This window comes from Peptostreptococcus equinus, from assembly GCF_027125355.1.
Classification (GTDB): Bacteria; Bacillota; Clostridia; order Peptostreptococcales; family Peptostreptococcaceae; genus Peptostreptococcus; species Peptostreptococcus equinus.
The window spans coordinates 94299-117752 of the sequence record NZ_CP114052.1 but is presented as its reverse complement, the minus strand read 5'-3'; the positions used below and the strand labels follow the sequence as shown (position 1 = coordinate 117752).

Sequence of the window (23454 nt, the reverse complement as noted above, 5' to 3'; positions counted from 1 at the left end):
TGAATTATCTATTTATTTCTTTTATCTCGATTTTTGTGATTCCATCTGGCACATTTACTTCTACTACATCACCCTTTTTGCAACCTAGAAGAGCTTTACCTATTGGAGATTCATTAGATATTTTACCTTCGAATGGATCTGCTTCTGCACTACCAACTATTACATAATCAACTTCCTCATCAAAATCTCTATCATATATAGTAACCTTTGATCCTATAGTAACTATATCAAGATCTACATTACTTTCATCAATTATTATGGCTACTCTTACCATATTTTCTAGCTTTAATATTCTTTCTTCCAATGCTGCCTGTTCTTTTTTAGCTTCATCATATTCAGCATTTTCAGATAAATCACCAAATGATATGGCTACTTTTAATCTCTCTGCTACTTCTTTTCTACCTGTTGTTTTTAATGCTTCTAATTCTTCTTCTAATTTATCAAAACCTTCTTGAGTAAGTATTATCTCTTTATTTTCTTCCATGCCCGTAACCTCCAAATTTAAATTCTTTTATTTATATAAGCTATTTAAAATAATTTATAAGTCTATTTAAATTGTGCGAAAATTATACACAATTTATTGTGTGTCCGGTATATTATATTCTAAAAAACCTAGAATGTCAAGCTTTTGCACATTCTTCCAAAGCTTTTATCACTTCAGTTTCACTAGTCAAATGATTTATTTCATCTCTAAATCTAGCTGAATGCTTCATTCCTTTTAAATACCATCCTATATGTTTTCTCATTTCTCTTATGGCAACATATTCTCCATGCTCTTTTATAGCCATTTTTAAATGTTTTATAGCTACGTTAATTTTTTCTTCCTTGCTTGGTGGATCTAATATTATGCCTTTTTGTATATAGGCATTTATCGTTTCAAAAATCCATGGATTTCCTTGAGCTCCCCTACCAATCATAATAGCATCACATTTTGTTTTTTCTTTTATTGCAATAGCATCTCCTATAGTAACTACGTCTCCATTACCAATTACAGGTATTTTTATTTCTGATTTAATTTGTTCAATAATATCCCAATCTGCTTTTCCTGAATAATATTGTTCCTTAGTTCTTCCATGTATTGTAATTGCATCTACGCCTGCTTCTTGTGCAATTTTTGCTATCTCAATGGCATTTACGGAGTTTTCATCCCATCCTTTTCTTATTTTTATTGTCACTGATTTTTTTGACTTTTCTAATACTTTATCTAAAATTCTCTTTATTTGCTCTGGATTTTTCATAAGAGCTGACCCATCACCATTTTTTATAACCTTTGGTGCCGGACATCCCATATTAATATCCAAGACTTCATTAGGATATTCATTTAAAATCTCAGTAGCTCTTGCCATATACTCTGGTTCACTGCCAAATATTTGTACTGCTACTGGCAATTCTTCATCTGCTATGTTCAACATTTTTTTTGTATTTTCGTCATTATAACAAAGGGCCTTTGCGTTTATCATTTCTGTATATAATAAACCACATCCATGCTCCTTACATATCAGTCTAAAAGGCAAATCTGTAACTCCAGCCATTGGAGCTAAAAATACTTCATTTTTTACTTCAAAATCTCTAAACTTCATTTATATCTCAACTTTCCATTTTTAAGAATTTAACAGTTCTTTTCGTAGATAATTCTAAGTCCTTCTAAGGTTAGATTAGAGTCGACTACATCTATAACATCAGTTTCTGATGATATCATATTAGCCAAACCTCCTGTTCCTATAACTGTCGTTTCATTCTTACCCAACTCCTCTTTCATCAAGCCAACAATTTTTTCGCATTGACCAGCATATCCATATACTAAACCTGCTTGAATTGAGGATATTGTATCCTTGCATATTATATTTTCAGGTTTCACAATTTCTACTCTCGGTAATTTTGACGCTTTCTGAAATAAGGCTTCGCTTGATATTTTAAGTCCAGGTGCTATTACTCCTCCAAGATATTCTCCTTTTCCAGAAATTGCACAATATGTAGTTGCTGTTCCAAAATCAATTACTATCAATGGACTTCCATACTTTTGTATAGCAGCTACTGCATTTACTATTCTATCTGCTCCTACCATTTTAGGATCATCATACTTAATATTCAAGCCAGTCTTGATTCCAGGTCCTACTACTAATGGCTCTATATCACAATATTTCATACAGAAGTTTTCTAGTGAGTGCATTACAGCAGGCACTACTGAAGATATAATTATTGCATCTACCTTGTCTAAACTGAGATTACTAGCATCAAATAAACTCTTGATCAATACCCCATATTCATCTGATGTCTGATTAAGTGCTGTATTTATACGCCAATCTCTAACCAAATTTTTGCCATCATAGACACCTAGTACCATATTTGTGTTTCCTACATCGAATACTAATAACATATTATTATTTTCCTCTCATTACCATTATCTGTTGGCCCAATGACACTATCATTGAGTTTTTATCTATATTATATATAATTAAAAATTTCCTTTTAATTAACTTTTAACTTATGCTTAACAGTACTATTTTATCACCCTTATATCATATTATCAAGAAATATGAACATTATTATAATATTTAAAGAATTCCACTATACTATTAACTTAGTGAAATTATATTTTTTTTATGCTAGAATAAGTGTAAAGAAATTATTTAATTTTAATAATAAAAACAGGAGCAGTATGATGAATAATACAAAAGATTTAATTGCAGAAATACTATTAAATAATAGAGATACATATATGTCTGGAGAAAGCATTTCTGAGAGACTTAATATATCTAGAGCATCTGTATGGAAACACATTAACAGCCTAAAAAAAGAAGGTTTTATAATAGAGTCAAAAAATGGAAGTGGATACAAATTATTATCTACCCCTGAAAAAAACTTTTTACAATATGAATTATTACAAAAACTAAATACTAAATATATAGGTCGTAATATACATTACTTTGAAACTATAGATTCGACAAATTCACAGGCAAAGAAAATCGCCGATAAGTCAAGAGAGGGAACTTTGATAGTTTCTGATGAGCAAACTAAGGGAAGAGGTCGTATTGGGAAGACATGGATATCAAAACATGATGAGGGTTTATATTTTTCTCTGATACTCAAACCAGATATCCCCATTATAAAGGCTAATTTTATTACACAAGTGGCAGGTGCATCTATAATTAAAGCTCTCAAGAATCTAGGAATAAGTGCTACAATCAAGTGGCCAAATGATATTATTTTAAATTCAAAAAAAATATGTGGTATTTTGACTGAAATGGTGGCAGAAATAGATAAAATTTCATACATAGTAGTTGGAATTGGCATAAATCTAAAGGCAAAATCATTTGATAAAACAATACAATCAATTGCAAGCTCACTTTTGAACGAAGGATACACTATAAATAAAGTTGATTTATTAGTAGAATTTCTAAAGGAATTTGAGTATTTCTATAATGAATTTTTAAACTATAATTTTAAACCATGTTTGGATTTACTAAGAAACAACTCTGCTGTCATAGGTAAAGATATATATATAATAAATAAAGACAAAAAAACAAAAGTTCATGCAATTGATATTGATGACAATGCAAATTTACTTATAAGATATGAAAACGGAAAAATAGATACAATATATACTGGTGAAATTTCAATTAGAGGACTTGATTCATATATATAAATTTTTAAAATTAAAAATCCAACTATACTAAATGTATAGTTGGATTTTTGTATTAGCTATATTTCTTTATTATCTATATTTTTTACACTATCTTTTATTTCTTCTATCTCTTCTTTTACTTCTTGTGCCTCCATGATAGTCTCGGCCTTTAAAGGGAGAACCATATCATATGCATCCTTAAATTCTTTGTCATTTAAAGTTTCATATTCAAGTAGAGCCTTTGCTATATAGTCTACACGATCTTGATTTTCTAGTAAAATTTTTCTAGTTTTTTCGTATGCGTCAACTACTATTCTTCTAACTTCAGTATCTATTTCTGAAGCTACACCTTCCGAGTATTCCTTTGTATGACCAAAACTATTTCCTAAAAATACTTCATCAGAAGATGAGAAGTTAAGAGGACCAAGTTTCTCACTCATTCCATATTTTGCCACCATATTTCTAGCTAATTTAGTTACTCTCTCAAGGTCATTTGATGCTCCTGTAGATATATCATCAAGATTTATTTCCTCAGATACTCTTCCCGCTAATAGAACTATCAATTCTTGCATCATTTCACCCTTAGTTGAATAATATTTATCCTCCGTTGGCAACTGCATAGTAAATCCACCAGCCATACCTCTTGGTATAATTGTAACCTGATGAACTGGATCCATTAAATCTAGTACATGTGCGCATACTGCATGACCACCTTCATGGTAAGCTGTAAGTATTTTTTCTTTTTCACTTATAACCTTAGATTTCTTAGCTACACCTACTACTGTTTTAGTTATAGCTTCTTCAATGGTCTTCATATCCAACTTATCTTTTTTATTTCTAGCTGTTAGTATTGCTGCTTCATTCATTATATTTTCTATATCAGCTGGAGTGAATCCTGCAGTAGATTTAGCTAATGTGGCTAAGTTAACATCATCAGCTAGAGGTTTATTTCTTGAATGAACTTTAAATATTGCTTCTCTACCTCTAACATCAGGTGTTCCTACTACTACCTGTCTATCAAAACGTCCTGGCCTAAGCAGAGCTGGATCTAGTATATCTGGCCTATTTGTAGCAGCCATTATTATTATACCTTGATTTATACCAAAACCATCCATTTCAACCAACAACTGATTTAGAGTCTGTTCTCTTTCATCGTGTCCACCACCAAGACCTGCTCCTCTTTTTCTCCCTACAGCATCAATCTCATCTATAAATATTATAGCTGGAGCTTCTTTTTTAGCTTGTTCAAATAAATCTCTGACTCTAGATGCTCCTACACCTACAAACATTTCAACAAAGTCAGATCCACTTATTGAGAAAAATGGTACACCCGCTTCTCCTGCTACTGCCTTAGAAAGATAAGTCTTCCCTGTACCTGGAGGTCCTACCATTAATATTCCTTTTGGTATTCTTGCTCCTAACGATATATATCTTTTTGGATATTTCAAGAAATCTACTACTTCTTGTAATTCATCCTTCTCCTCTTCTAATCCTGCTACATCATCAAATACTACCCTATTTTTATCCGATGACTTATGTAATTTGGCCTTTGATTTTGAAAAATTCATCATCTTTCCGCCACCGCCTTGTGATTGGCTCATCATCACATAAAAAGCAAATACCATAAATAATATTAATATTAAAGTTGGAAGCATTTCTACTATCCAAGGAGTAGTAGGTTTTCCTTCACCATTTATTATCAAGTTATTTTTTTCTATTCCATTTAATAGGTCTGTAGAAAGTTTATCTCCTCTTACTTCTTTTGGAATATAAGATTTAAACTTTGTTTTTCCGTCTTTTAATGTTCCTTCAATTAACGTATCATCAACCATATGAACGCTACCTATCTGGCCAGTTTTTAATTGGCTATACATCTTAGAAAATGGTATATTTTCTACTTTCTCTTGGCTACCACCCATATATTGATATATAAGCGCTATTATTAAAATAATAGCCAAGTACGAGCCAACATTTCTTAGCATTTTTTTCAATAAAACCCCTCCTTGTGTTTACTCTATTATAAATTCGAGTATATTGTTTGTATTTTCATCTACTTTATAGTCAACATTTACTCTATACCCACATATACTTGCAATTATATCTTCACTAAGTAACATAAGTGTAGATCCTTTGTCTTCATTAGATATTTTCATGTCAGTAAAAAAGTTTTTTATCTTCTTCGTTCCGCCTGACAATTTTATTCTATCACCTTGACGTCTATTTCTCAACTTTATATTTTCTGATAATTTATCATAATCCAAATACTGTTTTTTATTTCCTATCAATCCTCTATCAAAATATTGTGAAGAGATTACATTGAATTTGAAGCTTTTATCTATTTCTTCTATATATACTTGACCTCTTAAATTATCTTTTATATTAACTGTGTATTCAAAATCATTCTTACTTATTTTTACTTCATCTTTGCCTATATATACATATTCTCTATGTCTTATTGCTTTTAATCCATTTGGCAAATCTAATTTTTTATTTAATTTATCCTCTTCAAATAATTCTAACAAATTATCAATATGCTTTTTACCTACAGAATTGCCTTTGCCTATTATCTCTTTTATAGTTTTTATTAATATTCTTGTTTTTATAGATTTATGCAAATCATTCATATAATCGGTAAATATATATGCACCACTTCTATATAATTTTACACAATTTTCATAGTTTTTTTCTACTTCTATGTCTATAAAATCCAAGTCTTGTCTAATGCTATGCCCCATTCTGACTAGGGTATCTACAATATTTTCGTTGAATTCTTTTTTCATATATGGAAGTATATTTAGCCTAATCTTATTTCTAGAATATATATCTTCCAAATTAGTCTTATCTATCTTAGGATTAAGCTCATATTCCTTGCAATACTCTTCTATATCCTGCCTATCTATGTCAAGTATGGGTCTAATTATCTTAGAATCTCTTATGTAATCAATGCCACATAATCCCTTTAAACCAGTTCCTCTCATTAGTCTCATCAAAATAGTTTCCGCTTGATCATTTTTATTATGACCAACCGCTATTTTATTTGCACCAAGCCTTTGTCTTACATCTTCAAATATCTCATATCTTAAAATTCTTGCTCCATCTTCAATACCTAGACCTTTCTCTCTACAGTATTGGGGAACATCTATGGATTTTATAAAACAAGGTATATCCAACTCATTACAAAAATTGGATGCATAAAGTGCATCCAAATGTGCATCTAAACCTCTTATTTGATGGTTTAAATGTACAGCATATAAGCTTAAATTATATCTTTCTGATAGTCTACTCAAAACATGCAATAAAAAAACAGAATCTGGCCCTCCAGATAGGGCTACAATAATAGAGTCATTTTTTTCTATTAAATTATTATTTTCAATAGTTTTTACAACTTTATCTATTATCATTACAATCCTCCGAGCTAATAATTATCTCAACTCTATTCTCTGAATCCATTAACTTATCTAAATTTAGTGAGTAGTGGAGTATAATTCTCATTTCTTTATCGCAAATCATTTTTTCTATTTTTTTAGTATGTATAACCATATCAAAAACGGCACTACCTGCATCATATATAGTTTTATGAATTTGATTTTCAATAAATATCATTTTAGAATTTATATTACCATTTCTATGGACTACAATCCTATCTTCAGATATTTTTATTAGACCTTTACTGGTATTTTCACCACTTATTTCATCAAATTTAACAAATATACTAGCAGATTTTTCTATCATAATTCCACTATAAGTTTCTTCAATAGTGTCAATTTGCTCTTTATTAATAATTTGCGATGTCCTAATCTTCAATTTTACATTCATAATTTCCTCATACCCTACTTTTGTTTAGTATTTATGTATTTCTACTTTTTTCAATCCTTCTATTTCTCTTTTCAAAAACTCACTTGCTACTTCTTCAAATTGCTCATTGATATCAGATACATAATACTGACATTTACCTTTTATTGTTGATTGAGTCTCCATATTATTTTCTTCTAAGATTTTCTTCAGATAGAGAGCTGTTTCCTTTGCTGGATTTATTAGTTTTACATCCATACCTACAGCTTCGCCAATTGTTCTCTTTAAAATTGGATAATGGGTACAACCAAGAACTATGGAATCCACCCCCTGTTCTACTAGCTCATCTAAATACATATGAGCAGCAACAGATGATATTTCTTTGTTTGCCCACCCTTCTTCTACTAATGGTACAAAAAGTGGACAGGCCTTCGCTATTACTTTTATATCTGGATTTCTTCTATTAATAGCCTTTACATATGCTTTTGAGCTAATTGTTCCCGCTGTTCCTATTACTCCTACTATATTATTCTTTGTATATTCACTTGCTGTTTTTGCACCTGGCTCAATTACCCCAACTATTGGTATTGTGAATTGAATTCTAGCTTCTGACAATGCTCTTGCTGTAGCCGTATTGCAAGCTATTACAATAGCCTTCACATTTTTAGTAATTAAAAAGTTTATTGCTTGAAAAGTATATTTTATTATAGTTTCCTTTGATCTAGGTCCATATGGTACTCTTGCTGTATCTCCAAAATAAATAGTATCTTCGTTCTCTAAATATTTATTTATTTCCTTTAGAACTGTTAGTCCCCCCAAACCAGAATCGAAAACTCCTATTGGTCTGTTATCCATAACTTACACCGTCTTATCTTGCATCAACTGTTCAATCATAAATTGCTCTGCCTTTTCTATATGTTCTCTAGCAAGCTTTTCTGCAAGATCTCCCTTTCCTTTCTTTAAAGCCTCTATTAGCTTTTTGTGTTCTTCTACAATATTTACGGCAGAATTATAATCTGACATATATTTTATTCTAAATCTGTATACAGTCTCCCATACTGATATTATCATTGATTTTAATCTACTGTTCCCTGAAGCGTCAAAAATTAACATATGAAAGTATTCATCCATTTTTAAAATATTCTCTAAATCATTTTGCTCTACATATTTTTCTAGGTCCTCAGAAATTTTTTCTAAAGTCTCTATTTGATCCTTTCTGATTCTTTCTGCTGCATAATAAGCTGCCAAACCTTCTAAACCAAGTCTAACTTCTAATACATCTATTAAATCTTTTTTGCTCATATCAGCTACATAAGCACCTTTACGAGGTAACATTATCACTAGCCCTTCTAATTCAAGTTTTCTAATGGCTTCTCTGACCGGTGTTCTACTAACTCCAAGTTGTTCTGCCAATTGAATCTCCATCAATCTCTCCCCTGGTTTTAATACACCTTCCATTATGGCCCCTCTAATATTTTCAAATACTACATCCCTAAGTGGCTTATAATTATCCAATTTTAATCTATTTATTCCCACAAATTTCAACCCCCTTTGTAGTCGGTTTAGTTATATAAGTTTGAGTGTATTTCTTTCTTAATTCTCTACTACATTTTTTTAAATCTCTTTCATCATTAAAAAAACCAAAAACAGTCGGTCCACTTCCGCTCATCATTGTCAGCTGAGCATTATATGATTTCATAATTTCTTGAATATCATCTATTTGGTGTGTCCATTTATTTGTGACTTCTTCAAGTACATTTTTCATCTCATAAGATAATGTTTCAATATCATTTATTTCTATAGCTTTTATTATTTTTTTATTATTAGGCCTATTGAATACATATCCTTGGCAATTCATTTCATCAAATTTGTTATAAACTTTTTTTGTAGATACAAATATATCTGGTTTACAGACTATAATTTTAATTTTTTCATTCAAGGGACTAATTTTTTCTAAGCTTGTTCCTTTTCCTACAGCTATGGATGTTCCTCCCTGTATACAAAAAGCTATATCTGATCCCAATAATTCAGATAGTTTCATTAGTTCATCTTCTGATAATCCTAAGTTAAATAAGTAATTCACTCCGACAAACACAGCTGCAGAATCAGCACTACCACCTGCCATACCAGCTGCAATCGGTATATTTTTCTCAAGGAAAATTTCAATATTTTCTTTTAAATCGAATTTTTCCTTCATCAAATACCAAGTTTTATACATAATATTTCTGTCATCTACTGGTATTATTGGATTTGAACAGACTAACCTAAAATCCTTTGATGTTTTTCTAATTACTATATTATCATTTATATCTACTGACTGCATTATCATCTCTACATCATGGTAACCATCTTCCAATATGCCCTTTATATCAATAGATAGGTTTATCTTACCCTTAGCTTTTAATCTGACAGATTTCATTTGTTCCTCCGTTCAATGTATTTATAATACAAAAATATCATATTAATTATACCATAAATTCCTATATAGTAAAAATAATTAAAGCCACCTATTAATAGGTGGCTTAGAATCATATAATTTCAATTAATTAACTAACTTTATTACTTTTAAAGACCTTAATTTTTACTGTTTCAGTCAATAAATCTGAATAGCTATAAGCTACTCTTTCATATCCACCTTCTCCATGACCAACTTTGATCACGAAAACACTAGGATATACTGTTTCAAGAACGCCCTGTTTAGTAACGATCTGCTTTCTGCCTTTGTTTGCTTTAAGCAAAATCTTCTTTCCCACATACTTTTCTAAAGTATGTCTGATATTGTCCAATGTCGCTGTAGTTGCCAAAATATCACCGTCCTTTTCCGTGTATACATTATTATACCACAGAAATCAAACTAGGTCAATGCTAACAGATTATTTTACAACATGAAAACCTTTTTGTCAACTTATTTTATTTATTTACCACAACATTTCTTATATTTTTTACCACTTCCACATGGACATGGGTCGTTTCTTCCTATTTTATCATCTTTTACTACTATTTTACTCTTATTATGTTCCTTTTGTATATTCTTTCTAAGATTAGCATCTAAGATTTCATTCCACCCCTTTAAGTTGTATAACCAATGAGCTTCAACGTCTACCATATTATAGTATAGTTTTTCCCAGTCAATTTTTATATTTATCTGAGTATCTTCCTCTATCTTTTCTAGATCTTGAGACATTTCTATACTCTCGTTAATTCCATCTAAAAATCCTAGGAAAAATACTGTACTCGTTCCATATTTTTCTGCTAAATCAGAAACTTTTCCTGCTATTATCTGAGTTTTGTTGTTTAATACATTTATATAAATATTAGTTTCAGACCTTAAAAATTCTTCCCAAAACTTTACTTCTTCTTGTTCATTTTCATGATTTTCACTTACTTCTTTCCACTTTTCGTATAACATCTTAACCCTCCGTATATTAGTCTAACCAACATGATTTTTATTCAATCTATTTGTACCTAGTAATAATAGCATAAATGCGATTTTTTTTCTAGTGGTAACTATATTAATAACAAGTCATTTAGAGCCTTAATTGCTCTTTCTTGCTCTATAAAATAAGGGCTGGTAGCAATAGTAATCAAGCTAGCTTCACCTATATATTCCCTTACTCTTTCTATTTTTTCATCATAATCTATATAATCCATATCTATTGAGAAAAAATCTAAATCTAAATCTAATACATATGGTCCTTTTACTATATTTCTAAGTGTATAAGTAGAATCTACTATAAATAACTCTGAAAATATGCCCAATTTCATAGCTGGATCAATAAAAGATCCAACATTTAGAACTTCATTTGTATATCTATTTACTTCATTCATATTGCTTATATCTACTTCATAGTTTTCTGCTGGTCTAGTATCTTTATGCTGGTCTACATGCAATAGTTTTAAACCTTTATTTATAAAATTTTCATTTAAAGCCTTGCACCAGAAATAAAAAGATTGATTGTGGTTGTCGAATAAGTATATTTGCTTGGCTGAATATTTATCTTCTACAATTTTGTACATATACTCGAGCCCTGTACATATATTTTCTACTCCATCTTCAATCTCTATGAACGATGGCATATTCCCCAATTTAACATCACTTAAATTTGCTTCTATTAATTCTGGCACATAAATTTTTTTATTTTCTCTTTCATCATAGGAAAATGCGTTGTTTCCAACAGCTTCTTTTATAAAAAAGCCTCCATAATTAAATTTTTTTGCACTCATAATATTACCTATTTAAAAATATTCCATGGATATATATCTGGAGGTTCAGAAATAAATGTCATTCTTTCCTTTGTAGTTGGATGATCAACTTGCATTTTATAAGACCATAATCCTATTTGCTGTCCAACTATTGCGTATTTTGAATATCTCTGATCACCAAATAGAGGATTTTTTCTAGATGAAAACTGTACTCTTATTTGATGAGATCTACCGGTGTGCAAGTCTATATTAACTAAAGACAATGTCATTTTAATTTTATCTGAATACTGACTATCTAGTAGTCTATAAGATAATTTTGCCTCTTTTCCACCTTTGTAATTTTTATCCACAACCTTAACCATATTTTTAGACTTATCTTTGAATAAATAATCAACATAATCCCCAGATTTTTCACATTTACCTACAATAACGGCCCTGTATGATTTACTTATTTTTCTAGTTCTAACTTGATTAGATAGTCTAGAAGCAGCCTTTGAAGTTCTTGCAAATATCATTACTCCTCCAACTGGTCTATCTAGTCTATGCACTAGCCCAATAAAAACATTGCCAGGTTTATTGTATTTTTCTTTTATATAATCCTTACACAAACTAATCATATCAATTTCACCAGTATTATCTGACTGAGATAATACATTTACTGGTTTTTCAACTACTAATAAATGATTGTCTTCGTAAATAACCTTTAAATCCATTGTTTCACCTTACTTTTCCCATCTACCAAATATACCACATGGTAGAATCATACCATTTCTTGAAGCTGGTATACCTACTTCTCCTGCATATATTTTTCCACCTTTTATTTTTTTCTCTATAGTGGATTCTAATACATTTTCAAGTACTATAGGTGAAAATCCTGTTGTATATGAGTTTATTAAGAAAAATAGAGGATTATCTGATAGCACTTGCATACATAAATTTACAAATTCAAAAAGTTTTTCTTCTATTTTCCAAACTTCTCCTTTTGGACCTCTTCCGTATGAAGGTGGGTCCATTATAATGGCATCGTACTTATTACCTCTTCTAATTTCTCTTTCTACAAATTTTACAACATCATCAACTATAAATCTTACTTTTCTATCTTTTAGTCCGGATGCTTCCAAATTTTCTTTTGCCCAATTTACCATACCCTTGGCAGCGTCCACATGACAAACTTCTGCACCTGCATATGCACAAGCTACACTAGCTCCTCCTGTATATGCAAATAAATTTAAAACCTTTATTGGTCTTTTTGCTCTTTTTATTTTTTCCATCATCCAATCCCAATTTGCTGCTTGCTCTGGAAATAAACCCGTATGTTTGAATCCTGTAGGCCTTATTTTAAAAGTAAGTGGTCCATAATTTATCAACCACTGTTCTGGATAAGGCTTCTTCACTTCCCAGCTTCCACCACCTTTATCACTTCTATGATAGTGTCCATGAGGATTTTTCCAAAGCGACCATTCTTTTGCAAAAGGCCATATAACCTGTGGGTCTGGTCGTCTTAATACATAGTCTCCCCATCTTTCTAACTTTTCTCCATTTCCCATATCTAAAAGCTCATATTCATTCCATCTATCTGCTAATAATAACATCTTATCTCCTTTATAAAATATAATCTTTGTTTCAAATATTAATATTATAACACAGAATTAGCTTAACTTACTCCTTTTAGGTAAATAATATTTTATCTACAAGAAACATATTATTTTTACTAATTAAATTAATTATATTTATCTTGCAAGCAGATAATATATAGAGTATATTATACTTAATTAATTTAATATAGGGTTAAGATATATTTTGTATAGGGGGATTTTATGGGCAAAACCAGTTTTTTAAAAATGTTACAAACTAGGATGCTTAGTCTAGGAGGATCAAAAGAAATTGTAAATCAAATAGTATCAGAAATTGCCATTAAATTTGATATTGGAAGAGCTAGGGGAAAAAGTGATTTTGATATTATAAATGAAATTGGTAGTATAGAGAGTATTGCTAAATCTTATTCTAAAAGATTTGGTTTTGAGAGGAATGACTACAGTAAGAAGATAAAATCCAATAAGATAATTAGTATCTTAAACAAAATAGAAACTACTGACTCATCTACAAGTAACCTGAGGGATGTTTTTAATAGCAGAAATCATGGTAAAAATTACACTATGATAAAAAATTCTAAAAAAATTAAGTCTACTGACCCTAAAAAATCTGATAAAAACAGTAATTTTACAATTTTAAAAGTATTAGGTATTATTTTACTGATAATTATTAAGTTATTATTTTCAGGAGATTAACGTATAAAAGCAGTCCCTTTTGTAAAAGTGACTGCTTTTATGTTTATATATATTTTTTATTTTTTTCATTTATATCTGAACTTTCTTTTACTATATACACTGGTCTATTTTTTACTTCTAAGTATGCTTTAGATAAGTACTGTCCTAATACCCCTATACTTAATAACTGTACTCCACCCAATAGGAATATAGAACAGATAAGTGTTAAAAATCCCTTTACTATTTCACCAAAAACAAAATACTTAATTATAAATATCAAAAATATAAGTATTGAGAAAAAGCATAACAAAAATCCCAACAAACTTGAAATCATTAATGGAACTGTAGAAAATGATATTATTCCTTCCATAGAGTATTTAAGAAGCTTGAAAAAATTCCATTTACTTTCACCTAATTCCCTCTCCACATTTTCATATTTTATCGTGGCATTATTATACCCGACCCACGAGAATATCCCTTTTGTGAATCTATTATATTCACTTAGGCTAAGAACCGAATCTACAAACTGTCTTGTCATCATTCTATAGTCTGTAGAATTGGCTTCCATTTTAACATCTGATATAGAATTTATAAAAGTGTAAAACTTTTTAGATAAATATGCTCTTATTTTATTTTCACCTTTCCTATCTGCTCTTACGGCACCTACACTATCATAAGATTCCTCAACGATTTTTCTTGACATCTCTTCTAATAGATATGGAGGATGCTGAAGGTCAGCATCCATTAGTACTATCAAATCGCCTTTTGAGTGTTGGAGACCAGAATATATAGCTGCCTCTTTACCAAAATTTCTTGAAAATGATACATATCTTGCTTTTTTATCAAAACTATTTATTTTTTTCAATTTTTCTAAAGTCCTATCTTTAGAACCATCATTTATAAATACGAACTCATAATCATTTATATGTTTATTTTCTCTTACATATTGAGATGTAATTTTATAAAATTTTTCTATTATATCTTCTTCATTATAACAAGGCACTACAAGTGATAAAAGCATATTCTCCCCCTCTTATACCAAGACTACTTTAAAACTATAGATTTAACGCCATAATATCTATCTAAAGATTTATTTATCCAAAACTCCTTGTCTTTACTAACTTCTCCAAGTTTGTATGCTGGCATATATTTATTTTCTGCAGGTAAAGCTGTTACTTCTATATTTTCTAGCTTACCTTTCTTCTTTTTATCTAATATATTGCTTTCTCTTCCAAAATATTGTTTATGATAAGTAATATTTGCTTTTATAGCATCTGGGTATGTCTGTCCAAAATATATTCCTGAATATATCATCATTCCTAGTGAAATTATTAAAAAAGCATATATATTTTTTTCCCTTAAATATGACAGACTTAATAATATAACCATTATGAAATAATAAACCGTACTTATCATGGCTCTAGCTGGAAATGTAGGAGACATTATCATAGCCATATATGCACCTACACCAGCTAAGAAAAATATTTCAATTTCCAAATTATTTCTCCAGTTTAAAATTCTATGTAATAATAAAAATATAATTGCAAGAATAGTCAAAACTACAAGTAATTCCTTAAAGTATAAGAACATTTTATCAAATCTATTTAACATTCTTGGTATAAAATATGGCGACTCTGGAAAAGCTCCTAGTCTTACAAAGTTACCTGGAGCAAAAATCATCAAAACAAACCCTATAAGAGAAGATGTAAACATTAAAATAAGGTCTAAGAAACCATCATATTTTTCTCTTTTTGTTTTGATAATATAATATAACAATACAAACATAAAGGCTGGTACAGAATTTTCATTAGTCCACCCAGATAAAAATGAAAGAATGATTCCTATAAATGTAATAAATACATTTCTTTTTACACCACCTTTCATCGCTATTCTTCTAGCTATTATCAGGCTTAATAATACCAATATACTAGTCCACATATAGTTTGCAGTGCCTATAATCCATAAAAAGTCTTGTCCGAATACAGGTGTAAATTTCCAAAACATAAAAAAACATAATAAAATTAAGATAAAAGATGAAAGCTCTTTCTTATATATAAATGAGTTACTATCTATATGATCACTTATTCTTGACATTGAATATGTTAAGTAAATAAAAATTCCAAAACCAATGGTATTTAAAATTTCAATTTGTGTTTTATTAAATAGTAGTAATTGAAGTTGTACAATTGTATGAGCCACAGTTCTCCCATTGGTATCATGATACCTCAGTATTTGAGTCTCAACAATATCAGAAATAGAAGATATCCTTCTAGTTGCATCAATAAACATATTATTAAAATCATCTGCAACATATGTTGTATATCTATTTAGCATGTACATAAAAGCTAAAATAAAAGATATTGAGATTATTGCGCCTAAATTTATTATATTTTTTTCTTTTTTCATTTAGCACCTCTTTCTATTAAAAATAAACATTTTTTGTATAATAAAATTAATAATAAATATTGTACAATCTACTATTAATTTAGAAATAATCGGTTTTAACCCTACATATATAGTCAATTTACCGACAAAAAATCCGGAACATAACATCTGGAATATACACAAGCCATAGTAAGAAAAAATTGTACTTTTTATATCTTTATTTTCTTTAAATACAAAATTCTTATTTAGCATGTAGTTAATAAACGAGGATATTGATCTGGCAACTATAGTTGCTATCCATATTTCCTTAGATGTACTATATCCCTTTAGATAATCTATCATCAATTTAAATATTCCAAAATCTATGATTGCTGATACAACCGCTACAGCACCATACTTAATTAACTCATACATGATTTTCATATATTGAGATTTATTTTCTTTAAAATTCATTTTTTCTTTCCTTATCTAAATTATTTTCTACTTTATAATATCATATTTTAGATAAAATTAATAGTTCTGTGATTGTCTACGCTTTAGTTAAACATAACTAAAAAAGTCCAAGTAAAACTTGAACTTTTTTGATGATAATATTTAAATTTGTTTTATATTTTTCTAATGTAATTTATATATAGTACATTTCTGATCCTACTACAGAATCCAATTCAATAACTTTTGAGTTTATTTTTTCATTCTTTGTTTTGACTATCTTACCTGGTATTCCAACTACAGTTGAATTTGCCGGTATATCTCTTAGCACTACACTATTGGCTCCAACCTTTACATTGTTTCCCAGTGTTACTGGACCTAATACTTTTGCACCTGAACCTATAAAAACACCATCGCCTATAGTTGGGTGTCTTTTTCCTGTATGATTTCCTGTTCCTCCTAGAGTAACACCTTGATACAAAATAACTCTATTTCCAACTTCTGCTGTCTCACCAATTACTACACCCATACCATGATCTATCATTATACTATGTCCTATTTTAGCACCTGGATGTATTTCTATTCCAGTAAAAAATCTCATTATTTGTGAGTTAAGTCTAGCCAAAAACTTTAATCCCATATTGCTCAATGCATGTGATACACTATGCCCAATTAAAGCATGTACTGAAGGATATATAATAAATACTTTTAGTCTATTAAAAAACTTAATTTTTCCTCCACCTGCTGCTGGATCATTTTCCAATATAAAGTCTATATTTTTAATCATTTTCATATCTCAACCCCCAATAAAACTACTTAAAATAGATTCATTGACATGTATTTTTCTGCTCCATCTGGGGCTACAGTCACAACTTTTTGATCTGGATATTTTTCTGCTAACATTTTTGCTGCTGCAATATTGGCACCTGCTGAAATACCTAATAAAATTCCTTCTTTTACAGCTACTTGTCTAGCCATATCAAAAGCCTGCTGATCACTAATTGTTAGAACTTCTTCGACCAAGTCTTTGTCAAAATTTTCTGGTATAAAGTTTGCACCTATACCCTGTATCTTATGTGTTCCTGCTTTACCTGTATTTATAAGTGCTGAGCTTTCAGGTTCAACACCGTATATCTTAATGCTCGAATTTTTTTCCTTTAGGTATTTTCCTATTCCACTGACAGTACCACCTGTTCCTATACCAGCTACAAATATATCTACATCTTGCAGATCTTCATATATTTCAGGTCCAGTTGTCTGATAATGATATTTTGGATTATCTGGATTGTTGAACTGTCCCAAAGATTTGTATTCATTGGTATCAAGCAGTTCATCCATCTTATCTATTGTTCCCTGCATACCATTAGCCGCTGGTGTAAGTATTAATTCAGCTCCATAAGCCTTTACTAAAGCTCTTCTTTCTTGGCTCATAGATTCTGGCATTATTATTGTTACGCCGTAACCTCTATTTTTACCTATCATCGCAGTAGCTATGCCTGTATTACCACTCGTAGCTTCTACAATTTTATCTCCTGGCTTTAATTCTCCTCTTTCTTCCATACCTAAAATCATTCCCATTACAGCTCTATCCTTAATAGAACCACCTGGATTTTTATTTTCTAACTTTACATATACATTTTTATTTATATTTGAGACATTTACCAATGGTGTATTCCCAATTAATTCTATAACATTATTCTTCATTTTAAATACTCCTTATCTACTGTTATTGTCACTCAAAATTTATTTACTTTTACCTAAATTAAAATATTTCTATTAACAGCAACAACAACAGCAGGAAACGCCTCCAAATGATCTAATATTATATTTTTCTAATTGTAAAAACATCATTTAAACATCTCCTTTTCTTATATATTACTAAAATAAGTTTAATTCCTATCATTTTACTAGGAATTAAACTTATTTTATATTATATTTTATTCTTTGTCAACTAAAATATCTAATTTTTTATATATTTACTTAAACACTAAAATAATTGCATTTTTTTAAATATAAAAGTCAAATTTTACACTTTATTTTTATGGAATATTTTAAATTATTAGATAAATTTGCTCAAAATTATAGTATATCAAATAAATTTATATTATAATCATAAAAAGGGAGAGTGATTTATATGGGAACAATACCAACTTATGAACAGGCATTGGATATTCTAAAAAAATATAACAAGGAACCTTTTCACATCCAACATGGTGAAACAGTAGGTTATGTGATGAGATATTTTGCAAAAAAATATGATCCAGAAAATGTAGACTTTTGGCAGATTGTAGGCTTATTACACGATTTAGATTTTGAAGAATATCCAGATGAACATTGTGTAAAACAGGTAGAAATAATGAAAGATGAAGGACTTGATCAATCTATAATAGATTCGACCATTTGTCATGGTTATGGTATGACAGGATCTACTGTAAAACCTGAAAAACAAATGGAAAAGATATTATTCGCTAGTGATGAATTAACCGGTATTATTGGCGCAGCTGCATTAATGAGACCCTCAAAAAGTGTATCAGATATGGAATTAAAATCACTAAAAAAGAAATTTAAAGATAAAAAATTTGCAGCAGGTTGTTCAAGAGATGTAATAAAACAAGGTGCTGAAAATTTAGGTTGGGAGTTAGATGAACTTCTATCAGAAACACTTAATGCTATGAAAGAAATGGAATCTCAACAAGCTTAAATTACTGTATAATTAAAAATACAACAATAAAAAACATCCTCCACAATATTTTTCTTAAATGGAGGATACTTTTTATGAGTACAATTATTTGATATTTTCTAGTTCATTCTGAATCTTCTCATCATATTCTTGTTCGTTTTGTATCGTTGTTCCATCTATTGCTTTTATATCATCTTTTATTGTTGATAATATTGATCTTTTTACTAAATTTCTTTCGCTTCGGCTCATTTTATCCATTTCTTCATTATTGTATTCCAAAAATAATATCCTTTCCTTACCATTTTTGTCCAGTACCCCTATTATCTTTCTATAGCCAGAAAATTTCCAATCTTTAGGTTGTACAGACTTTATAGTGGCTATTTTATTCTTATATTTATCATTTTTGTAATAAAACTCTACAGCCATTGGTCCTGTTATATTAGTATTTCTCTTTGCCAATAATATATTCTTAAATTCTTTTTTTAAATCCAAAGAATACCATCTATTATAATCAACTATTACACTAGAATTTGAATCACTGGTGTTTTCTTTGATATTACTATTACGTAATTTATCACTTTTTATATAAATGCCAATAGCAAGGACTAAGATTATTAATGCTATTGCTAAAATTAAATTTACTATTCCTTTATCTTTTAACATACTACCTCCTATAAAATTATATATATAATAACATTCTTTTTTTTTAGATGTGTTAAATACATATTGTTTTTGCGTTAAATAACACAAAAGCTAGCATTTTATTATTATAATGCTAGCTTTAATCTAATATCAAATTTTGTATTTTAAAATCTACTTACTATATATTTTATTTTATTTCGTCAAGCGCATATACTTTCATTAAATCTGAATTCACATGTTTTCTATTGACTGCAACCATTGCTTTTAATGTATCCAAAGATGTCATTATCTCCGTTTGAAATTCTATTGCGGTTCTTCTTATTTTAAAACCGTCTCTTGTAGAATCATTACCTTTTGTAGGAGTATTTACTATTATATCCACTTGCTTATTTCTGATTACATCAAGTATATTAGGCCTAGGTTCTTCCACCCTATTTACCACTTCACATTCAATACCTGATTTACTTAAAGATTTTGCTGTACCTTCAGTCGCTACAAATGTGTAACCTTGCTCATTCATTATTTTAGCTATCTCAATAAATTCTTCCTTATCATTATTATTTATTGTTGCTAAAACTTTTTTATTTTTGTCAGATACTCTTTGACCCGATGCCAAGAATCCTTTATATAAAGCTTCTTCTAAGCTTTCTCCTACACCTAGTACCTCTCCTGTTGATTTCATTTCCGGACCTAAGCTTACTTCAACCCTTGATAATTTTGACATAGAAAATACTGGTACTTTTACACATACGTACTTTGGTGTCTTGTATACTCCTGTTCCATATCCTAAGTCTTCCAGTTTATGACCTAACATACACTTAGTTGCTAAGTCTATAATAGGTACTCCACTCACCTTTGAAATGTATGGCACTGTACGGCTTGCTCTAGGGTTTACTTCTATTATATATAGATCTTCTTTATACTCAATAAACTGAATATTTACCATACCTATAACATTTAAATTCCTTGCCATAAGCTTTGTATACTCATATATTTTTTCTTTTATCTTTTGAGATATAGACTGGCTTGGATACATAGTAATACTATCGCCTGAGTGAACCCCTGCCCTTTCAAGGTGTTCCATTATACCGGGTATTAAAATATCCTTACCATCACATATAGCATCTACTTCTATTTCTCTACCTGTTAGGTATTTGTCTATTAGTACTGGATTTAGAGAATCTCTTTCAAAAGCATCTTCTAGGTATTGAGTTAGCCTTATTTCATCATAAGTTATTTCCATTCCCTGTCCACCTAGTACATATGATGGCCTAACAAGTACTGGAAAACCTAATTCTTTTGCCACTTCCAAACCTTCTTCTACTGACCAAATACCCTTACCTTTAGGCCTATTTATATTTAGTTTTTCTAGTAATTCTTCAAATTTTTCTCTATCTTCCGCAGCATCTATATCATTGAAATCTGTTCCTAAGATATTTATATTTTTTTCGTGAAGGAACTTTGCAAGTTTTATAGCAGTCTGACCTCCAAATTGTAATATAACTCCTTCTGGTCTTTCTTTTTCAATTATATTTAAAACTTCTTCCTCTGTCAAAGGTTCAAAATACAATTTGTCTGATGTATCAAAATCCGTACTTACAGTTTCCGGATTATTATTTATGATTATAGTTTCTATTCCCATTTTTCTAAGAGCCATAATAGAATGAACTGAGCAGTAATCAAATTCAATTCCTTGCCCTATTCTAATAGGACCTGAACCAAGTACTATTATCTTTTTCTTGTCACTTACTTCTACCTCATCAAACTGCTCATATGTAGAATAATAATAAGGCGACAAGGCATCAAATTCTCCACCACATGTGTCGACCATTTTGTAAGCTGGCTGAATTCCATATAATTTTCTAAGTTCTACTATATTTTCTGAATCTATTTTCATTAGGTCTCCTATGCCCTTATCTGAAAATCCTTTTTTCTTTAACTCAAGTAGATATTCCTTATTTAGGTCTTCTATTTTCATGGCTTTTAGCTTTTCTTCTTGATCTACTATCCATTTAAACTTATTAAGGAACCATTCATCCATACCAGTAATATGAGATATCATCTCTATCTTGTAACCTCTTCTAATCATTTCTGCTAGGTCAAAAATTCTTTCATCATCTGGCACTACTATGCTCTTCTTTAACTCTGATAGGGACTTTAGTTCAGATGCTTTATGAACTAATGAAAATTTTCCTGTTTCAAGAGATCTTATTCCTTTTAAAAATGCTGCTTCAAAGTTTGATCCTATACTCATTATTTCGCCTGTAGCCATCATCTTTGTTCCAAGTTTTCTATTCGCTTTTTTAAATTTATCAAATGGCCATTTTGGTATTTTTACTACTACATAGTCTAGTGTAGGCTCAAAGCATGCATTTGTTTTCTTAGTAACTGCATTTTCTATCTCATCAAGAGTATATCCAAGTGCTATTTTAGCTGCAACTTTTGCTATTGGATATCCAGTTGCTTTAGATGCTAGTGCTGATGATCTAGACACTCTAGGATTTATTTCTATTATTGCATATTCCATAGATTCAGGATTTAAAGCTATTTGAACATTACATCCTCCTTCAACACCTATTGCATTTATTATATCTAAAGATGCTGTTCTAAGCATTTGATATTCTACATTTGATAATGTCTGACTAGGTGCTACCACTATAGAATCTCCTGTATGTACTCCAACTGGATCTACATTTTCCATATTACATACTGTAATACAATTTCCATTTGAGTCTCTCATTACTTCATACTCTATTTCTTTCCATCCTTTTATACTTTTTTCAAGTAGACATTGAGTAACTGGGCTTAACTGAAGACCATGTGTTAGTATTTCTCTAAGTTCTGTTTCATCTTCTGCTATACCTCCACCAGTTCCTCCTAGTGTATAAGCAGGTCTTACAACTACAGGAAAACCTATAACTTTTGCATAAGTTAATCCCTCTTCTATAGTAGTAACTATATCACTTTCTATTACCGGCTGACCTATTTCATTCATAACATCTCTAAAGGTATCTCTATCTTCGCCTTTTTTGATGGACTCCACTGATGTTCCTATTATTTTCACTCCATATTTTTCTAAAATTCCAGCTTCATATAGTTCAACCGCCAAATTTAATCCAGTCTGACCACCCATTCCAGCTAATAGACTATCTGGTCTCTCTTTATCAATTATCTTTTCTATAAAATCTAATGTTAGGGGTTCTATATAAATATGGTCTGCTATTTCCTGATCTGTCATAATAGTAGCTGGATTAGAATTTATAAGAACTACCTCTATTCCTTCTTCTTTTAAAGCTTGGCAAGCCTGTGTTCCTGAATAATCAAATTCTGCAGCTTGCCCTATAATAATTGGTCCAGATCCTAATACTAATGTTTTCTTTATACTATCTATCTTAGGCATATTTCCTCTCCTTTACAAATACTAATCAATA

24 protein-coding genes are annotated in these 23454 nt (G+C 30.0%); 3 read left to right on the top strand and 21 right to left on the bottom strand.

Annotated elements, in window-relative coordinates:
• Positions 1–4: 4 nt before the first annotated feature.
• The 3 genes from greA to O0R46_RS00685 all read right to left on the bottom strand — a co-directional run bounded on the left by greA (position 5) and on the right by O0R46_RS00685 (position 2377).
• Positions 5–484: a transcription elongation factor GreA gene (gene greA, locus O0R46_RS00695; protein ID WP_269311701.1), complete on the bottom strand. Its 480-nt coding sequence runs from the start codon at positions 482–484 to the stop codon at positions 5–7.
• Between the two features lie 136 nt (positions 485–620).
• Complete coding sequence (gene dusB / locus O0R46_RS00690; RefSeq protein ID WP_269311700.1) at positions 621–1580, bottom strand: tRNA dihydrouridine synthase DusB; 960 nt, start codon at positions 1578–1580, stop codon at positions 621–623.
• Positions 1581–1609: 29 nt separating this feature from the next.
• Positions 1610–2377 (bottom strand): type III pantothenate kinase, encoded by a 768-nt coding sequence (locus tag O0R46_RS00685; protein ID WP_269311699.1) that lies wholly within the window; start codon positions 2375–2377, stop codon positions 1610–1612.
• A gap of 285 nt (positions 2378–2662) precedes the next feature.
• Here O0R46_RS00685 and O0R46_RS00680 point away from each other — a divergent pair, with 285 nt between their 5' ends.
• Positions 2663–3646 (top strand): biotin--[acetyl-CoA-carboxylase] ligase, encoded by a 984-nt coding sequence (locus tag O0R46_RS00680; RefSeq protein ID WP_269311698.1) that lies wholly within the window; start codon positions 2663–2665, stop codon positions 3644–3646.
• A 56-nt stretch (positions 3647–3702) separates the two neighbouring features.
• Here O0R46_RS00680 and ftsH read toward each other — a convergent pair whose 3' ends face one another.
• The 11 genes from ftsH to O0R46_RS00625 form a co-directional block, all read right to left on the bottom strand.
• Entirely contained in the window at positions 3703–5616 is a 1914-nt protein-coding gene (ftsH, locus tag O0R46_RS00675) for an ATP-dependent zinc metalloprotease FtsH (protein ID WP_269311697.1), read from the bottom strand.
• 18 nt (positions 5617–5634) lie between these two features.
• Positions 5635–7026, bottom strand: coding sequence for a tRNA lysidine(34) synthetase TilS (gene tilS / locus O0R46_RS00670; protein WP_269311696.1), 1392 nt, complete (start codon positions 7024–7026; stop codon positions 5635–5637).
• Positions 7013–7441 carry a YwiB family protein gene (locus O0R46_RS00665; protein ID WP_269311695.1) on the bottom strand — a complete coding sequence of 143 codons (429 nt, stop codon included), beginning with the start codon at positions 7439–7441 and terminating at the stop codon, positions 7013–7015. Before O0R46_RS00665 ends, tilS begins: the two co-directional genes overlap by 14 nt.
• A gap of 24 nt (positions 7442–7465) precedes the next feature.
• On the bottom strand, positions 7466–8272 hold the full coding sequence (murI, locus tag O0R46_RS00660; protein WP_269311694.1) for a glutamate racemase: 807 nt from the start codon (positions 8270–8272) through the stop codon (positions 7466–7468).
• Between the two features lie 3 nt (positions 8273–8275).
• The gene (locus tag O0R46_RS00655; RefSeq protein WP_269311693.1) at positions 8276–8953 is read right to left on the bottom strand and encodes a GntR family transcriptional regulator; all 678 of its coding nucleotides are present in this window, start codon (positions 8951–8953) and stop codon (positions 8276–8278) included.
• Positions 8940–9836 carry a 4-(cytidine 5'-diphospho)-2-C-methyl-D-erythritol kinase gene (gene ispE / locus O0R46_RS00650; protein WP_269311692.1) on the bottom strand — a complete coding sequence of 299 codons (897 nt, stop codon included), beginning with the start codon at positions 9834–9836 and terminating at the stop codon, positions 8940–8942. Before ispE ends, O0R46_RS00655 begins: the two co-directional genes overlap by 14 nt.
• Before the next feature lie 127 nt (positions 9837–9963).
• On the bottom strand, positions 9964–10221 hold the full coding sequence (locus O0R46_RS00645) for a Veg family protein (protein ID WP_269311691.1): 258 nt from the start codon (positions 10219–10221) through the stop codon (positions 9964–9966).
• A 110-nt stretch (positions 10222–10331) separates the two neighbouring features.
• Positions 10332–10826 (bottom strand): SEC-C metal-binding domain-containing protein, encoded by a 495-nt coding sequence (locus O0R46_RS00640; RefSeq protein WP_269311690.1) that lies wholly within the window; start codon positions 10824–10826, stop codon positions 10332–10334.
• A 98-nt stretch (positions 10827–10924) separates the two neighbouring features.
• Positions 10925–11641, bottom strand: a complete 717-nt coding sequence (locus O0R46_RS00635; RefSeq protein ID WP_269311689.1) for a peptide arginase family protein — start codon at positions 11639–11641, stop codon at positions 10925–10927.
• Positions 11642–11649: 8 nt separating this feature from the next.
• On the bottom strand, positions 11650–12333 hold the full coding sequence (locus O0R46_RS00630) for an RluA family pseudouridine synthase (protein WP_269311688.1): 684 nt from the start codon (positions 12331–12333) through the stop codon (positions 11650–11652).
• Positions 12334–12342: 9 nt separating this feature from the next.
• Positions 12343–13212, bottom strand: coding sequence for a class I SAM-dependent methyltransferase (locus tag O0R46_RS00625; RefSeq protein ID WP_269311687.1), 870 nt, complete (start codon positions 13210–13212; stop codon positions 12343–12345).
• A gap of 225 nt (positions 13213–13437) precedes the next feature.
• Between O0R46_RS00625 and O0R46_RS00620 the strand changes: the two genes are divergently transcribed.
• Positions 13438–13908 carry a DUF1700 domain-containing protein gene (locus O0R46_RS00620; protein ID WP_269311686.1) on the top strand — a complete coding sequence of 157 codons (471 nt, stop codon included), beginning with the start codon at positions 13438–13440 and terminating at the stop codon, positions 13906–13908.
• Positions 13909–13951: 43 nt separating this feature from the next.
• Here O0R46_RS00620 and O0R46_RS00615 read toward each other — a convergent pair whose 3' ends face one another.
• From O0R46_RS00615 to cysK, 5 genes are all read right to left on the bottom strand, one after another.
• A complete protein-coding gene (locus O0R46_RS00615) occupies positions 13952–14908 on the bottom strand; it encodes a glycosyltransferase family 2 protein (RefSeq protein ID WP_269311685.1) in 957 nt (318 codons plus the stop codon).
• Between the two features lie 23 nt (positions 14909–14931).
• On the bottom strand, positions 14932–16293 hold the full coding sequence (locus O0R46_RS00610; protein ID WP_269311684.1) for a DUF3329 domain-containing protein: 1362 nt from the start codon (positions 16291–16293) through the stop codon (positions 14932–14934).
• Positions 16294–16725: a GtrA family protein gene (locus O0R46_RS00605; protein WP_269311683.1), complete on the bottom strand. Its 432-nt coding sequence runs from the start codon at positions 16723–16725 to the stop codon at positions 16294–16296.
• Between the two features lie 172 nt (positions 16726–16897).
• Positions 16898–17494 (bottom strand): serine O-acetyltransferase EpsC, encoded by a 597-nt coding sequence (epsC, locus tag O0R46_RS00600; RefSeq protein WP_269311682.1) that lies wholly within the window; start codon positions 17492–17494, stop codon positions 16898–16900.
• Positions 17495–17517: 23 nt separating this feature from the next.
• The gene (cysK, locus tag O0R46_RS00595) at positions 17518–18405 is read right to left on the bottom strand and encodes a cysteine synthase A (RefSeq protein ID WP_269311681.1); all 888 of its coding nucleotides are present in this window, start codon (positions 18403–18405) and stop codon (positions 17518–17520) included.
• Between the two features lie 430 nt (positions 18406–18835).
• Here cysK and O0R46_RS00590 point away from each other — a divergent pair, with 430 nt between their 5' ends.
• Entirely contained in the window at positions 18836–19402 is a 567-nt protein-coding gene (locus tag O0R46_RS00590) for a hydrolase (protein WP_269311680.1), read from the top strand.
• An 84-nt stretch (positions 19403–19486) separates the two neighbouring features.
• On the opposite strand, the gene O0R46_RS00585 is transcribed toward O0R46_RS00590, so the two are convergent.
• Entirely contained in the window at positions 19487–20044 is a 558-nt protein-coding gene (locus tag O0R46_RS00585; protein WP_269311679.1) for a hypothetical protein, read from the bottom strand.
• A gap of 166 nt (positions 20045–20210) precedes the next feature.
• Complete coding sequence (gene carB / locus O0R46_RS00580; RefSeq protein ID WP_269311678.1) at positions 20211–23423, bottom strand: carbamoyl-phosphate synthase large subunit; 3213 nt, start codon at positions 23421–23423, stop codon at positions 20211–20213.
• Positions 23424–23454 lie beyond the last annotated feature (31 nt).

Coding starts and splice junctions, on each gene's coding strand:
- O0R46_RS00610 (WP_269311684.1), bottom strand. CDS start 16,293: ATGAAAAAAGAAAAAAATATAATAAATTTAGGCGCAATAATCTCAATA.
- O0R46_RS00665 (WP_269311695.1), bottom strand. CDS start 7,441: ATGAATGTAAAATTGAAGATTAGGACATCGCAAATTATTAATAAAGAG.
- O0R46_RS00625 (WP_269311687.1), bottom strand. CDS start 13,212: ATGTTATTATTAGCAGATAGATGGAATGAATATGAGCTTTTAGATATG.
- tilS (WP_269311696.1), bottom strand. CDS start 7,026: ATGATAATAGATAAAGTTGTAAAAACTATTGAAAATAATAATTTAATA.
- cysK (WP_269311681.1), bottom strand. CDS start 18,405: ATGAAGAATAATGTTATAGAATTAATTGGGAATACACCATTGGTAAAT.
- O0R46_RS00680 (WP_269311698.1), top strand. CDS start 2,663: ATGAATAATACAAAAGATTTAATTGCAGAAATACTATTAAATAATAGA.
- O0R46_RS00615 (WP_269311685.1), bottom strand. CDS start 14,908: ATGCTTTTATCACTTGTAGTGCCTTGTTATAATGAAGAAGATATAATA.
- ispE (WP_269311692.1), bottom strand. CDS start 9,836: ATGAAATCTGTCAGATTAAAAGCTAAGGGTAAGATAAACCTATCTATT.
- carB (WP_269311678.1), bottom strand. CDS start 23,423: ATGCCTAAGATAGATAGTATAAAGAAAACATTAGTATTAGGATCTGGA.
- epsC (WP_269311682.1), bottom strand. CDS start 17,494: ATGAAAATGATTAAAAATATAGACTTTATATTGGAAAATGATCCAGCA.
- murI (WP_269311694.1), bottom strand. CDS start 8,272: ATGGATAACAGACCAATAGGAGTTTTCGATTCTGGTTTGGGGGGACTA.
- O0R46_RS00635 (WP_269311689.1), bottom strand. CDS start 11,641: ATGAGTGCAAAAAAATTTAATTATGGAGGCTTTTTTATAAAAGAAGCT.
- greA (WP_269311701.1), bottom strand. CDS start 484: ATGGAAGAAAATAAAGAGATAATACTTACTCAAGAAGGTTTTGATAAA.
- O0R46_RS00590 (WP_269311680.1), top strand. CDS start 18,836: ATGGGAACAATACCAACTTATGAACAGGCATTGGATATTCTAAAAAAA.
- O0R46_RS00685 (WP_269311699.1), bottom strand. CDS start 2,377: ATGTTATTAGTATTCGATGTAGGAAACACAAATATGGTACTAGGTGTC.
- dusB (WP_269311700.1), bottom strand. CDS start 1,580: ATGAAGTTTAGAGATTTTGAAGTAAAAAATGAAGTATTTTTAGCTCCA.
- O0R46_RS00630 (WP_269311688.1), bottom strand. CDS start 12,333: ATGGATTTAAAGGTTATTTACGAAGACAATCATTTATTAGTAGTTGAA.
- O0R46_RS00640 (WP_269311690.1), bottom strand. CDS start 10,826: ATGTTATACGAAAAGTGGAAAGAAGTAAGTGAAAATCATGAAAATGAA.
- O0R46_RS00620 (WP_269311686.1), top strand. CDS start 13,438: ATGGGCAAAACCAGTTTTTTAAAAATGTTACAAACTAGGATGCTTAGT.
- O0R46_RS00585 (WP_269311679.1), bottom strand. CDS start 20,044: ATGTTAAAAGATAAAGGAATAGTAAATTTAATTTTAGCAATAGCATTA.
- O0R46_RS00605 (WP_269311683.1), bottom strand. CDS start 16,725: ATGAATTTTAAAGAAAATAAATCTCAATATATGAAAATCATGTATGAG.